A 13,607-nucleotide genomic window follows, 5' to 3' on the forward strand; every position below is an offset into this window, starting at 1 on the left:
ACGTGTCGTCCGTGTCCCTCGTACCCGTGGTATCGGATTCGACCGCCCTCAGTCCATCCCGAGCATCTCGCGGGCCTCGTCCGGCGTCGCGAGTTCCCGACCGAGGTGGTCGACGATGTCGACGGTCCGACGGACCAGCTGCTGGTTGCTCTCGGCCTGTGCGCCACGCTCGAAGTAGAGGTTGTCCTCCATCCCGATGCGCACGTGGCCCCCGAGGATGGTCGCGAACAGCGTCAGCGGGAGCTGGTGCCGGCCGGTCGCGAGGATGTTGAACTCCGAGTCCTCCGGGAGCGTGTCGACCAGCGCCTGCACGTGCCGCGGGTGTGGCGGGGTGAACACCTGCCCGCCGAAGATGATGTTGATGTAGTACGGCGGGTCGAGGAGGCCATCGTCGATGAGCCGCTTCGCCTCCTGGAGCTGGCCGCTGTTGAAGCACTCCAGCTCCGGCTTGATGCCCTTGTCCTGCATCTCGGCCGCGAGCCGGTCGATGTTGTGGCGGGTGTGCTCGGTGATGATGTGCTGGTCGCGCTTGAACGGCCCCAGGTCGAGCGACGCCATCTCCGGGGCCGGCTCGGTCCGGATCCCCTGGATGCGTTCGGGCAGTGTCGCCTGCCCGCCGGTGGTGTTCTGGATGATGATGTCGTCGCAGCGCTCCCGGATGGCGTCGTTGACCGCCTGGAGCCGGCTCGCGTCGTTCTCGCCGTGCTCGTCGCGGCCGTGGACGTGGACGATGGCGGCCCCGAGTCGTTCGCACTCGGCGACCTGACGGGCGATCTCGTCCGGCTGCTCCGGCAGGTTCGGGTTCGCGTCCTTCCCGTGGACACCGCCCGTGGTCGCGACGGTGAGGACGAGTTTCTTCCCGGACAGATACTCCTCGTAGGTCATGCTGACCGGGTTCGAGGGGACGCCCCGGTTTTGTATTGAGCCGGGTACCGGTCAGTACGGACGGTAGCCAGTTCCTGACGACCGGAACTGTGTTTCAGGACGAGCCGCAGCAGGGAACGTGAAGCGGCGGCAGTGGCGCCGGTGGAGTGGCCGCGTCAGCCGGGACCTGCAGGGGACCGCCGGAGCGTCGCGACCCCTCCCGGGAATCTCGGACTGCTCACGCCATGTCCGAGAGGTCGACGAGGTCGTTCTCGCCGACGACCATGAAGGCGTCGTCGTGGAGCATGTCCTCGTCCTCCGGGAGCAGCAGCAGCCGCTCGTACCGCTCTGCCTTCACCACGCTGATGGAGAGGTACTCGTACTCGAGGTCGGTCTCGGGGTGGGGGTGCGGTGCAGCGTCCTCCCACTTCTGTTCGAGGTCGGTCATGGCTGCTCACCCCCGAACCGGATGTCGACGTGGCCGTTCACGGAGACCTCCTCGATCACACCCGAGTACCGGTAGACGTGGGTATCGCCGTCGACGATGCCGACGACCCGCCCGTTCGTTGGCGAGCCGGGCTGTTCGACGGCTTCGGCGGCCGAACTCGCGTCGCTGTCCGGCCGGATGCTCCCCGAGACCGACACCGTGTAGGTCGCGTCGTCGTGGGTGTCGCTCCCGTCGACGACGAGCCGGCTCGGAAGCCCATCGGCGGATCCGGCCGGCTCCGCTTCGGCCTCCTGGCCCGGGTCCCGGACGTCCGTTCCTTCCGTGCGGTCGCCATCGGGAACCTGCTCGAGGTCCGTCCCATCCGTTTCCTCGGTGGCGTCCTTCCAGTCGACCTCCACGTCGACCACGAAGCCGTCAGATGCTTCGGTGATCGAGACCGACCGATGGTTCTCGTCCGACCTCTCGTTCGAGCTCCCCGGTTCCCGTCTCCTGTCTGCCATTTCAGACACCCTGGAGCGTGATGTCGGCGTTCCCGTCGACCGTCACTTCGGTGACCGAACCGGAGTAGCGGTAGACGTCGGTGCCGTCGTGGACCAGCCCGATGACCTTGCCGTCGCGGGCGACGTCCTCGAAGCGGTCGAACAGCCCGGCCGCCGAGCTGTCGGCGTTGTCCTTGACGATGTCGCCGGAGACCGTCACCGTGTACGCCGTGACGCTGTCGGCGTCGGTGCTGTCGACGACCAGCTCGTTCGGGAGCTCCTCGTCGCTGCTCCCGTCGTCGGCCGACCCATCGTCCGTGGAGTCGTCCGTCGAATCGTCGCTGGAGCCGTCGTCCGAGCCGCTATCGTCGCTGCTCCCGTCGTCGGCCGACCCATCGTCCGTGGAGTCGTCCGTACCGTCGTCGGTGGACCCATCGTCCGTCGACCCATCGTCGGCGGCGTCGTCCGTCGAGTCGTCGCTGGACTCGCCGACGAGTTCCGCGAACGTGGTCGGTTCGCCGTCGACGGCGACCGAGACGTCGTAGCCGTCGGAGACGCTGTAGTCCACCGGCTCGCCGCTGAAGATGAACGAGTCGACCGCATCGGGGTCGAGCGCGCGGCTCGCGATGGTCGTCGTGCCGTCGTCGTTCTCGCTGACGACGTCCTCGTCGGTCTCGGACTCCGGGCCGTACTCGGCGTCGCCGGTGACAGTGACCGACACCTCGGGCACGTCGCCGTCGTTATCGGCGGACGCGGAGATGCGGAGCTCGTGCTGTTCGGTCGTGTCGCCCGAGCCGTCGTCGCTGGAACCGTCGTCGGTCGGCTCCTCGCCGACCAGCTCGGCGAACGTCGTCATCGTCCCGTTGAGCGAGACGTCGACCGTGTAGCCGTCCGGAACGCTGTAGTCGACGACGTCGCCGTCGAACAGGAAGCTGTCGAGTTCGTCGGGGTCGAGGTCCCTGCTGGTGATCAGCGAGCCGCGGTCGACCACGTCGAGACTGTCGCTGTCAGACTCCGCGTCGCTCCCGAAGCCGGCGTCGCCCGTGACCGTGAGCGTGACCTCCGGCACCGCCTCCTCATTGTCGGGGGAGGCGTGCAGCACGACGTTGTTCTCGTAGTCCTCGGGTGTCGGCTCGCTATCGCCGCCCGAGTCGGGCTCGCTTGCCCCGGCGTCGATGGGCGCCCCGAGGAACTCCTCGAAGTCGGTTCGGGGCGGCGTCGCGCCGTCGCCGCGGGTCACGTCCACCTCGTCGACGCCCTCCATCTCGAGGTCGCCGCCACCGGAGATGTGGACGTTCTCGGCGCTCCAGCTCGCGTCGTCGCTCTTGTTCCGGACGACCGGCTGGCCCGTCTCGTTCAGAACACGGCAGTTCCGGAGCACACCGCTCGTCTCGGAGGCCCTGAGCTCGACCGGCGAGCCAGTCCCGGAGACGTCGCGGTAGACGAAGTCACAGTTCTCGATGACGTGGTCGCCCGGTTCGCGCAGCCGGATACCGCGAGCGTTGGCCGAGTTCTGTCCGTCCGTCGGCACCTCGCCGTCGATGATGACGAGCGAGTTGTACACCTCGCTGTCGCCGAAGCCGAGTCGGATGCCGGCGATGTTGTTGTTGTGCGAGACGCAGTTCTCGTAGACGACGCGACCGTTGTCGGTGTAGGCGCCGTTGTTACCGAACCCCTGCCAGTAGCAGTTGCGTACGAAGGCCTCGCCAGCGTGCTCGCTGTCGGCGTAGAGGAAGCGGTCCTCCTCCTGGCTCGCGCCGTCGGGGGCACGGATGTGCTCGAACCGGAGGGTGCCACCCTCGCCCACGGCGAAGGTAATGCCGGCCTTCGGCTCGGGGTTGGCCCCACGGAAGGTCACGTTCCGGAACAGGACCGTCCCGCTGCCGTGTGCGAACTCGCCGCCCAAGGTGCTGTTAACCCTGAACTCGACGTCGCCGATCTCCCCGTCGCCGACGAGCGCCGCGTCGCCGTCGTCCGGGCCGGAGAGGGTACCGTTCCACTCGTACTCGCCCGGCGGGATATGGACCTCGTTACCACTCTGGAAGTACTCGTCGATGTAGGGGTCGATCTCGTCGCCCGACGAGAGCCCCTCCGCACCGAGGTCGACCACGGTCCCGAACTCGCCGTTAGGCGCCGCCGAAGCAGCAGACCCGAGCGCCCCGAGCGACGCCGCCGAAACGGCCGCTGTCCCCAGGAATCGAAGGGTTTCACGCCTGCTTACTCCACCAGTCTGTTCGTCACCGTTGGCCTTGTCAGATGCCATGGGCCAGTAGCCCGGCACTACCCCATTAGTAATTTTCACCAACTCGCACCCGAACAGTACCCGACTGCAACCGGTTGACGGCACGATACAGACCGATTACAGACCAGTTACCGTCGGTTCGCTGTGGGTTGTGGACCGGTAGTCACCGGTATTCCGGGGCCCGCGAAAGCAGGCGTTTCCGTGGGTAACCGTCGTCTTTCGTATCCCCGGCACCGGTTCTCGTGGCCGAAAACGTCTCCATACCTCGCTGTATCGGGGTCCTAACCGCCGGTTCGCCGTCGTTCGCCGCACGGTGAGACCACCGCAGACCGGGCGAGAACTCAGGCGCAGGCCGGCTGAGAACACAGGCGCAGGCCGGTTGAGAACACAGACCAAGGCTGGTCGAGAACAGCGACACCGACAGGCAGAGGACACCGACACGGCGTGTCATGCGTTCACCTGTCGGCGGCGGTGTATCCGGTTCACCGAACTGCAGCTGCTGGGACCACGACCGCCGGCTGCAGTGAACTGCCCTCCAAGCCCACGCTCCTGGGGTCGCGAACCCGTCCAGCAGATCCCTCGTTTCCAGCGGGACACAGACGCTCGTCGTCCACCGGCTAACGCGGGGCCGTCCCCCACATATGGCTGCATAACAAAGGGTCGAGGTCCGCTCTCAGCGTCCACATGCCAACCGAGTCGGACGCGGGTCTCGAGACACTGCTCGTCGGTCTCGATGCCGCCTGTCCACGGGTCCTGGACGAGCTCTTCGAGGCCGGCGTGACGCCGAACCTGGCCGCGTTCTACGACGAGGCCGCGAGTGGTCCGCTCGCCTCACAGCTCCCCCCCTGGACCCCGAGTGCCTGGCCCTCGATCTACACCGGAGTGAACCCCGGGAAGCACGGCGTGTTCGGGTTCCTGCGCTTTCGTGGCTACGACTGGGACATCGTGAACTACGACGACGTCCGTGAGTTCTCCCTCTGGGAGCTCCTGGGCCATCAGGAGAAACGGAGCGTCGTCGTCAACGTTCCCGTCACCGGGCCACCCCGTTCGTTCCCCGGCGCACTCGTTCCGGGCTACGTGGCGCCGGAGAACCCGACCTGTCACCCCGAGGGACTGCTCGACGAGCTCCGCGAGGTCGTCCCCGAGTACCGCGTCTACCCTCCCGATGCGGACGATCGCGACGAACAGGTCCAGCACTATCGCGACTGCGTTGCCGCCCGTGGCGAGGCGTTCGACTACCTCGCCGGGCGGTTCGACCCCGACTTCGGGTTCGTCCAGTTCCAGGTGTGTGACACCGTCTTCCACCAGAATCCGGGGGACTGGGACGCCGTCGAATCGGTGTACGCCGCCATCGACGACGTGTTCGGCCAGCTCCTGGTGGAACACGACCCCGAGACGGTCATCGTCGCGAGCGACCACGGCATCGGTGAGTACGACGGCTACGAGTTCCGGGTGAACGAGTACCTCGCCGACAGAGGCTACGTCGAGACGACCCGTGACGGGACCGGGATGCCGTCGTGGTCGAGCATCGCACGCGAGCGGTTCCACACGGACGACGGACAGGGTGGGAGCCTGACCGACGCCGTCGACCAGGCGGCCCAGCGAGCTGTCGCGACAGCCGCCCGCGCCGGCGTCACCGCAGACCGGGTCTACCGCTATCTCGACCGTGTCGGACTGGCCGAACCGGTGGCCGACAGGCTCGATCCCGAGCTCGTCCGGGCGGGCACCCGTCGTGTCGACTTCGGTGAGTCGATGGCGTTCATGCGCGACCGGATCGAGCTCGGCATCCGCCTGAACCTCGTCGGACGTGAGCCCGACGGTGTCGTCCCGACCGACGACTACGACTCGGTCCGGACCGAACTCATCGACACACTCGAACGCGCTCGGACACCGAACGGCGAGCGAGTGTTCGAGCAGGTCCTCCCGCGCGAATCGGTGTTCCACGGCCCCTACATCGAGGAGGCGCCGGATCTGATCGTCGTGCCGGCGGGCTTCGACCAGTTCCTCTCCGCCTCGCTCCGTGGCGAACAGTTCAGTGAGCCGACCGAATCCTGGAACCACAAACCGACCGGCTCGGTCGCCGTGGCCGGACCGAACGTCGACCAGCAGCGGTCCATCGGCGAGCCCGGGCTGCTCGACATCGCCCCCACGGTGTGTGCGTCGGTCGGCGTGCCCGTCCCGCACCGGATGGATGGGGAGCCACTGACGGTCGTCCCGACCCCCCCTGAGGAGCGGTATCCGCCGTATCCCCACGGTGGCGGGAGCGGGGCGAGACAGCGCTACACTGCCGGTACGGACGGCCGTGAAACACGCGGGGAGGTAGAATGAGCTACCACTGTGAGGAACTCGACCCGACCGACCGAGACCGATGGAACGAACTCGTCGAGACCGCACCCCAGGGAACGCCCTTCCACCTGTTCGAGAGCCTCGAGGTGTTCGCTCGCGACTCCGGGACCGCGCTCCACCCACTCCTGGTGAAGAAGGGACAGGAACCGATCGGTCTGTTCCCGGTCTTCGATCGGCGTGTCGGCCCCGTTAGGGTGGCGTTCTCCCCGCCACCGGACCTGAAGATCGAGTACATGGGCCCGGTGCTCGTCGAGCGCCAGCAGCTGAAACCCCGCCGGCGCGAGAAGCGGCTCGCACGACTGGTCGAAACGAGTCTCGACTGGGTCGACGACGAGATCGACCCGCGCTTCGTACACGCCCGAACGGGGGCGAGGTTCGACGACCCGCGACCGTTCGTCTGGCGCGACTGGCAGGTCGTCCCGAGACACACCTACGTGATCGACCTCACGCGGGACCTCGACGACCTGTTCATGGCGTTCAGCTCCGATGCGCGGTCGAACGTGCGGCGAGCCGAGGAGTACGACGTCGTCGTCCGGGAGGGCGACCGCGACGACATCGAGCCCATCATCGACATCGTCCGCCGTCGCCACGCCGAACAGGACGTGGCATTCCCCCTGAGAGCCTCGACAGTGACCGCTCTCTACGACACACTCCCCGAGGGCGTGGTCAGACCGTACGTCTGTGAGCTGGATGGGTCGTTCGTCGGCGGGCAGCTGTCGCTCGAGCTCGACGACGACCACATCGTCTGGACCGGCACGAGCGAGCGTGACATCCCCGTCGACCCCAACGACCTCATGGACTGGCACGCGATCCAGGAGGCTGCCGGGCGGGGCGTCGAACGGTACGACTTCCTTGGTGCGAACAACGAGCGGATCACGGGCTACAAGGCGAAGTTCGCGCCCGATCTCGAACGGTACTACCGACTCGAACGCTCGACGCTCCCGACCCGTGCCGCAGCTAGCATGTACCAGCTGCTCTCGTGAGCACGGTGCGGAACGGGGTCCGCTCAGGTCGACAGCTGCACGATGAGTAGTCCGTTGTGCGTCGCGGCCGCCGCCGCCGTTACCGTTGGGATACCGTAACCAACGTACCGGACCAGCCGCGCTGGCCGGTCCAGACGCTCACAGAGGAGTACCCCGAACTCCGTGATGACGGTGACCAGCAGGACACTGGCGACGGAGAGCCAGAACAGCGCCGGGAAGACGCCGACGGTCTCGAACCCGGCTTGGATAACTGGATTCACCTCCTCGGTGTCGTCGAACATCGAGAGACCGACGAGCGTCGTCAGGGCATCGAGTGACTTCGCGACCGTCACCATGAGGATGCCAGCGCCAGCAGTTGGGCGCCTCGCTCCTTGCACGGGGGATGCGATGGCCATTCGCCCGTTCGGACGCTCGGGGCGTCCTTGGTTAGCTGGCGAGTTCAGCTAGGTCCGGCTTACGGGCCGGGGTCGACACTCCGGCTCTGTGAACCGTCCAGTCGTCGTCGGTAGCCGACCGCCCGATGTGGATATGAGGGTCCTTCCAGGCACGTAGCCGGTCTGTAACAAAGCATCCCGACCGTGTGAACTCCGACCGTATGTCGCGCAGCCCAGAGTTCGACAGGCCGGATCGGCAGAAGGTAGGCGACTGTCCACACTGTGGGACGCGACTAGGACGGGGGGATGTGCTTATCAGCTACATCGAGGACGAGCGACGACGCCACTGGGCCGACTGTCCCGACTGTCGAGAGGTAGTCCACCCTCAGCGACCGTGAACGGGACAGGTTCCAGTGACTGTCAGCCGTGGCGTCCCTGCCCGGAGCCAGGCGCCTGCCTGCCGCGCGTCTGCCCCGGACACCTGCCGCGCACCTGCCAGCAGCACAGCTGCGTTGGAGGAGAACCCGAGGACCGTGGTCAGTGACCGGCCACGGGAAGGGGACGCTCACTCGTCCACCGTAGCGAGGGGACGCTCGCTCGTCCACCGTAGCGACGACGTACCAGAGCACCCGGGACCCAGAACGCAGGCACGACGGCGAACCGGTCCCGCAGGGAAGGGGTCTCTCACAGCGCGACTCCCGTGTTCGATGGCGACCGACTTCCGGTGGGGGAGCTGCGATCTGCGGTCTGCGGTCTACAGCCTGCGGTCTGCGGTCTCCGGCCTGCGATCTGCAGTCTGCTGTCTGCGGTCGTCTACCACCCGTGCAACCCGAACGAATCATGATCCAACAATACGATACGACGCTCGACAGCGACTCGCTGACAGTCGAGCTGTTCGTCTGCGCATCGATGTACGGAACGTACGAGAAACAGACCGAGGTCATCCAGCGGATCGAACGACTGGTCGAGCGGGATGTGGTCGACGAGTTCGCCCGCCACACGTGGGCCCGCGAACTCTCACCCGCCGCCGAGGACACCTGGTGCCGGTTCGCTCGCGACAAGTACGACGAGTTCACCCGCTGGGCGGATGCGACCGGCCGGACGCTCGAACCGGCGTTCACGAGACGGACCGTCACCAACGAGTACGTCGGTGAGCGGTACGAGGTCATCCAGTTCCCTGTCATCTCGGTGGCGGTCTACGACGGTGATACCCTTGTCCGACTCTCCCCGTCGGTCGACGGAGATGGCGTCGCCTACACCGTCGAGGACTGCCTCGCCGAGCTCGAACACCTGGTCGAGACCGAGCGTCACCAGCCGCAGCGCGTTCCCGAGCCGTAGCGAGACACCCACCACCGTTTCAGCAATTCTGGACAGCCTCAACTGTCCCCCTGCACCGGTCCCATGTGTCGACGGTCGTGCGGCCGTCCCGACTCGAGTTCCAGACGGACAGCTGGAAGTCCGCCACACACCCACCACCGTTTCGGCAATTTCACAGTAATCCGGAGCTACTCCAGGGAACGACGAATGCAGTTCTACGGGTCGGAACACCCACCACCGTTTCGGCAATTCGGTGTACCGTTTCACGGATCAGTTGTGCTGTCTCACGGATTAGAGCCCGGCTATTCCACGCGTTCTCCGGGCTGAAGCGGTCCTGAACAGACGGGTGACGTTCCAGACCAACTGCCGGGGGGACACCACCGTTTCAGCAATTTCGCGGGTGAAAACGTCGGTGGGTAAGTCGCTGCTACCGACTCCACCAGCGAACACACCCACCACCTTTTCAGCAATTCCACCCCCCTTTCAGCAATTCAGGGGGAGCTTCGGACCTCGAGACACTGGCGGAGGACGCCTGTCGTGACGACCCGTGTGCCCCGGTCAGGACACAGGTCGAGAAGACCGGTCGATGGGGTGGACGAATCGCCCGAGACACCCACCACCGTTTCAGCAATTCACGTGCAATCGCGAGACTCTCTCGGTTCGCCGATCCGGGCGCTGTCGGGCCACGCTGACGGACTGAGCGGTCGCTACGACGAACACACACCCACCACCGTTTCGAGAATTCATCGGCTGACCGGGTCATCGGTGAACGAACGACTCGACCAGACAGCTGGCGGAACACACACCCACCACCGTTTCACGAATTAATCGAAGACAGAGCGTCAGCACAACCGGGTCACGTACGAAGAACAGCAACACGTGAGGATGAGCGGTCGAGGATGATGGGATGGACAGTAGTAGATGATGGGGTGGGCGGTAGCAGCAGATGATGGCGGGATGAGCGGTAGGAGTTGGTGAGGAACGAGAGGTGACGGACGATAGTGCACAGTGAGAGAGAACGGACGTGGACCTGTGTGGAGACAGCGGATCTTGCGAGAACAGGGACGGTCGGTGATGTGGGACGTGTGGGACATGTGGGACGCCTGGGACATGTGGGACGTCTGGGAGGTGGCGAGTGCCGATCGGAACGAGGGAGTCGAGCGGCGCGAGGGGCTCGGTGTGGTAACGAGACACGACGTGAGCGCGACACACCCACACCACCGTTTCACGAATTCACGGCAGGACAGGTGGGGTGGGTTCCGACGAAACTCGGGGAAAACCTGTCGGCTATGTGTGATGAATCAGTGTTTTATATATAAAGTGTCGTAGATTTTGGATTGAGTCCCTCTGAAGCTGCTTCAGATAGCGTCTACTCTCCCCCTTACTACTACTAACCGTTAACGTTATAATATATAATAATAGGAGGAAGGCCGTCATATGACCGAGATCGACCGTATCAACCCATCGAGAACCCCGTATCTGGTGTCTTCCCACGTCTCACCGACTGTTCTCCCCCACCCCACCCTTCTCCCGAGAATTCACGAAACGGTGGTGTGGGTGTGGTGGGACCCCGACAGCAAAATTCCAGACGTTCTCGACATTCTCGAAACCGGGGTTTTATGTTGTAGGCCCGTGTGGAGTCTCGGTAATGACTCAGTTCTCCGAGACCTCGCCGATCTTCAAGCGGGAGGAGGTCCTCCGTGAGGAGCACTATCCGGACGAACTCCCGGAGCGGAAGGGCGAGATGGACGACCTCCATATGTCTCTCGCCCCTGCAGCGCGAGGTGTCGGTGCGAACAACGTGTTCCTGCACGGAAAGGCAGGACAGGGGAAGACGGCCGCAGCCCAGGCGAAGCTCTCCGAGCTCCAGCAGCACGCCGAGGAGGAGTCCGACCATCTGAATCTCACCACCTGCTACGTCTCCTGCGAGTCACACGACCTCTCCACCTCCTACAAGGCTGCCTCTCGTATCTACCAGGAACTCACCGGCGAGACCAGACCGACGGGGTACGCCACGGACGTCGTGATGGACATGATGTTCGAGGCGATGAACGACATCGGGGGCACCATCATCATCGTCCTCGACGAGATCGACACACTGGGCGACGACGACCGCATCCTCTACAGTCTCCCCCGGGCTCGTGCACAGGGCTACGTCGACGACCACGTGTTCCCGAGCATCATCGGCATCAGCAACGACCTGCAGTGGCGGGACAACCTCAGTCCGAAGGTCAAGAGCTCGCTGTACGACGACTCGGTGCTGTTCTCCCCGTACGATGCGACGCAGCTCCAGCAGATCCTCCGACGACGGGCCGCGAAGGCGTTCCGCGATACGGAACTCGTTCCCGTCGATGCAGATGCTATCGACAAGGACTCCACGGAGGACGGTCTACCCGAGGGCGAGGACCCTGCGACGACGGTCGACGAGGTCGCGGCATCGGTGGACTCCGAGTCGACGGGCGAGCAGGAGTCCGCCCCCGACACGTCGGACGGGTCGGCGTCTGGGGAGGAAGGCGGTGACGGCACCGAGTCGACCGACGTCGAGGCTGAGGATCTCCCCGAAGGAGACTCCGACACGCCGATAGAGGGAACCCCGGTTCAGGTCGACAACTCGGGTCGCGAGTACATCTTCCGCAGCGGGATACTCACAGACGACGTTATCCCACTCATCGCCGCGCTGTCGGCGCAGGACACGGGGGACGCTCGGCAGGCCATCAAGTACCTCCGGAAGGCGGGGGAACTGGCGGACAAGAGCGACCAGCCGATGGTCACCGCTGAACACGCTCGCGAGGCCCAGGCGCTCGTCGAACGCGAGGCGGTCGTCGAGGCGATGCGCGAGATGACGACCCAGGCACACCTCGCGCTGGCGGCGCTCACGGCACTCGAGCTCTCGGGGGACGCCCCCGTCCGCGCGAAGCCGATCTACGGCGTGTACAAGAGCATCGCGTCGGAGGTCGACGCGGACAAACTCGGCCAGCGACGGTTCAAGGACCATCTCCGAGAGCTGGACATGCAGGGAATCGCCGACGGCGAGAAGGTCGCAGCCGGCTCTATCGGCGGCCCAGCCTGGCAGTACCAGCTCCAGGTCGACACCGAGATCGCCGTCGAGGTGCTGAAGGACACGACCCGCGTCGCGAACATCAACTTCAAGACCATCCGGGAGGACCGCTCGCTCCCCTGAGCGTCGGCTCCCGTCAACCTCCCTACGCTCTCCGTCGGTCCATCGATTCTCCGTCAGTCCATCGATTCTCCGTCGGTCCGATCGGGCCGTCCTTCGGCTCCCTGCCGGTCGGCCGCAGCTGGGCGACTGGTCCCCGGTCCGTGTCATCGTGTGCGAGACCGGTGCCGTACCCGCCATCAGTGGACCACATCCTACTCACACGAGCCTGATTCCCGACACACACCCACATCCACACCCACACCACCGTTTCGAGAATTACGTGGGTGCAGTCACCTGATTTCCCGGATGAATCTCGCCCTGCCCCCGGCGAGTCTTGTGGCTGTCGCGACTGTGCCAGCCCCGTAGACATCGGCCACCTCACGGACCGTCCTGCCGCCGGCTCTCGGAGGTCGGGGACCGGCACCGGTCTTTAACGTAGTGCACGTGGAATCCCCGGACGAGAACGATGTACGACACGGTCCTCGTTCCGTCAGACGGCAGCGACCACGCCGTCCGCGCCGCGGAACACGCGAGCTATCTGGCCGGCCTGTTCGACGCGACGGTGCACGTGGTCTCGGTCTCCGACGCGTCGGGAGATGCCGGCACGCAGAACTGCGACGATGATCAGGACGCACGCGGGCGTCCGGATACCCACCCAGAGGCCGCGACCGATGCAGAGGCCGCAATCGATACCGTGATCGGGGTGCTGGACGATTCGCTCGAGGTAGAGCGGGCAGTGCTCAGTGGCACACCCGCCGAGTCGATCCTCGGGTACGCCGACGACCACGGGATCGACCTCCTCGCGATGGGGACCCACGGCCGGACCGGGGTCCACAGATACGTCACGGGGAGCGTGACCGAATCGGTCGTCCGCCACGCGACCGCGCCGGTCCTGACGGTCCGCGCCGTCGAACGGAGCCGGGTCGAGGGTTCCTACGACGAGATACTGATCCCGACCGACGGGAGTGAGGAGGCCGGTGGTGCGGTCGAACACGGACTCCGGATTGCCAGGCAGTGCGACGCCCGGGTGCACGTCGTGAACGTCGTCGACGTCGTCGGCCTCGGTGGGAGTCCGGAGTTCACCATGCCGACGAACGTGCTCGAGGATCTGGAATCCGCCGGGGAGTCCGCGGCCGTAGCCGTCGCGGAACGAGCCAGAGCGGACGGACTCGAGGCCACGACGGCGGTCCGACACGGCTCGCCGGCGTGGAAACTGCTGGACTACGTGGCGGAGCACGACGTCGACCTCGTGACGATGGGGACCGCGGGCCGGTCCGGAATCGACCGGTTCCTCCTCGGGAGCACCACAGAGCGGCTCATCCGTCACGCGGACGTGCCGGTCGTGGCGGTGAACACCGGTCCCGACGGAGTGGAGTGAGGGGGGCGGAGCGCGG

General features: G+C 65.6%; 11 protein-coding genes. 6 read left to right on the forward strand and 5 right to left on the reverse strand.

Going from position 1 to position 13,607, the window contains the following annotated elements:
* Nucleotides 1–48: 48 nt before the first annotated feature.
* The 4 genes from ACSG06_RS19315 to ACSG06_RS19330 form a co-directional block, all read right to left on the reverse strand.
* Nucleotides 49–885, reverse strand: a complete 837-nt coding sequence (locus ACSG06_RS19315) for a beta-keto acid cleavage family enzyme (protein ID WP_440991926.1) — start codon at nucleotides 883–885, stop codon at nucleotides 49–51.
* A 217-nt stretch (nucleotides 886–1,102) separates the two neighbouring features.
* Entirely contained in the window at nucleotides 1,103–1,312 is a 210-nt protein-coding gene (locus ACSG06_RS19320; RefSeq protein WP_440991927.1) for a hypothetical protein, read from the reverse strand.
* Nucleotides 1,309–1,812, reverse strand: a complete 504-nt coding sequence (locus ACSG06_RS19325) for a hypothetical protein (RefSeq protein WP_440991928.1) — start codon at nucleotides 1,810–1,812, stop codon at nucleotides 1,309–1,311. Before ACSG06_RS19325 ends, ACSG06_RS19320 begins: the two co-directional genes overlap by 4 nt.
* A 1-nt stretch (nucleotide 1,813) precedes the next feature.
* On the reverse strand, nucleotides 1,814–4,054 hold the full coding sequence (locus ACSG06_RS19330) for a hypothetical protein (RefSeq protein WP_440991929.1): 2,241 nt from the start codon (nucleotides 4,052–4,054) through the stop codon (nucleotides 1,814–1,816).
* A 663-nt stretch (nucleotides 4,055–4,717) separates the two neighbouring features.
* Between ACSG06_RS19330 and ACSG06_RS19335 the strand changes: the two genes are divergently transcribed.
* Both ACSG06_RS19335 and ACSG06_RS19340 read left to right on the forward strand, forming a co-directional pair.
* Nucleotides 4,718–6,361 (forward strand): alkaline phosphatase family protein, encoded by a 1,644-nt coding sequence (locus tag ACSG06_RS19335; RefSeq protein WP_440991930.1) that lies wholly within the window; start codon nucleotides 4,718–4,720, stop codon nucleotides 6,359–6,361.
* On the forward strand, nucleotides 6,358–7,362 hold the full coding sequence (locus tag ACSG06_RS19340) for a lipid II:glycine glycyltransferase FemX (RefSeq protein WP_440991931.1): 1,005 nt from the start codon (nucleotides 6,358–6,360) through the stop codon (nucleotides 7,360–7,362). The genes ACSG06_RS19335 and ACSG06_RS19340 overlap by 4 nt, the downstream gene beginning before the upstream one ends.
* 23 nt (nucleotides 7,363–7,385) lie before the next feature.
* Here ACSG06_RS19340 and ACSG06_RS19345 read toward each other — a convergent pair whose 3' ends face one another.
* Nucleotides 7,386–7,697, reverse strand: a complete 312-nt coding sequence (locus ACSG06_RS19345) for a hypothetical protein (RefSeq protein ID WP_440991932.1) — start codon at nucleotides 7,695–7,697, stop codon at nucleotides 7,386–7,388.
* 260 nt (nucleotides 7,698–7,957) lie between these two features.
* Between ACSG06_RS19345 and ACSG06_RS19350 the strand changes: the two genes are divergently transcribed.
* From ACSG06_RS19350 to ACSG06_RS19365, 4 genes are all read left to right on the forward strand, one after another.
* Complete coding sequence (locus ACSG06_RS19350; protein ID WP_440991933.1) at nucleotides 7,958–8,134, forward strand: DUF7837 family putative zinc-binding protein; 177 nt, start codon at nucleotides 7,958–7,960, stop codon at nucleotides 8,132–8,134.
* Between the two features lie 424 nt (nucleotides 8,135–8,558).
* Nucleotides 8,559–9,074 (forward strand): HTH domain-containing protein, encoded by a 516-nt coding sequence (locus ACSG06_RS19355; protein ID WP_440991934.1) that lies wholly within the window; start codon nucleotides 8,559–8,561, stop codon nucleotides 9,072–9,074.
* A gap of 1,627 nt (nucleotides 9,075–10,701) precedes the next feature.
* Nucleotides 10,702–12,234 (forward strand): Cdc6/Cdc18 family protein, encoded by a 1,533-nt coding sequence (locus ACSG06_RS19360; RefSeq protein ID WP_440991935.1) that lies wholly within the window; start codon nucleotides 10,702–10,704, stop codon nucleotides 12,232–12,234.
* Nucleotides 12,235–12,679: 445 nt separating this feature from the next.
* Nucleotides 12,680–13,591, forward strand: a complete 912-nt coding sequence (locus ACSG06_RS19365) for a universal stress protein (protein WP_440991936.1) — start codon at nucleotides 12,680–12,682, stop codon at nucleotides 13,589–13,591.
* Nucleotides 13,592–13,607 lie beyond the last annotated feature (16 nt).

It is taken from the genome of Haloarchaeobius baliensis, assembly GCF_052060055.1.
GTDB classification, from domain to species: domain Archaea; phylum Halobacteriota; class Halobacteria; order Halobacteriales; family Natrialbaceae; genus Haloarchaeobius; species Haloarchaeobius baliensis.

What these genes read in the sequence shown, in the direction of transcription:
- ACSG06_RS19320 (WP_440991927.1), bottom strand. Translation starts at nt 1,312, where the DNA reads ATGACCGACCTCGAACAGAAGTGGGAGGACGCTGCACCGCACCCCCAC.
- ACSG06_RS19315 (WP_440991926.1), bottom strand. Translation starts at nt 885, where the DNA reads ATGACCTACGAGGAGTATCTGTCCGGGAAGAAACTCGTCCTCACCGTC.
- ACSG06_RS19340 (WP_440991931.1), top strand. Translation starts at nt 6,358, where the DNA reads ATGAGCTACCACTGTGAGGAACTCGACCCGACCGACCGAGACCGATGG.
- ACSG06_RS19365 (WP_440991936.1), top strand. Translation starts at nt 12,680, where the DNA reads ATGTACGACACGGTCCTCGTTCCGTCAGACGGCAGCGACCACGCCGTC.
- ACSG06_RS19335 (WP_440991930.1), top strand. Translation starts at nt 4,718, where the DNA reads ATGCCAACCGAGTCGGACGCGGGTCTCGAGACACTGCTCGTCGGTCTC.
- ACSG06_RS19360 (WP_440991935.1), top strand. Translation starts at nt 10,702, where the DNA reads ATGACTCAGTTCTCCGAGACCTCGCCGATCTTCAAGCGGGAGGAGGTC.
- ACSG06_RS19330 (WP_440991929.1), bottom strand. Translation starts at nt 4,054, where the DNA reads ATGGCATCTGACAAGGCCAACGGTGACGAACAGACTGGTGGAGTAAGC.
- ACSG06_RS19345 (WP_440991932.1), bottom strand. Translation starts at nt 7,697, where the DNA reads ATGGTGACGGTCGCGAAGTCACTCGATGCCCTGACGACGCTCGTCGGT.
- ACSG06_RS19325 (WP_440991928.1), bottom strand. Translation starts at nt 1,812, where the DNA reads ATGGCAGACAGGAGACGGGAACCGGGGAGCTCGAACGAGAGGTCGGAC.
- ACSG06_RS19350 (WP_440991933.1), top strand. Translation starts at nt 7,958, where the DNA reads ATGTCGCGCAGCCCAGAGTTCGACAGGCCGGATCGGCAGAAGGTAGGC.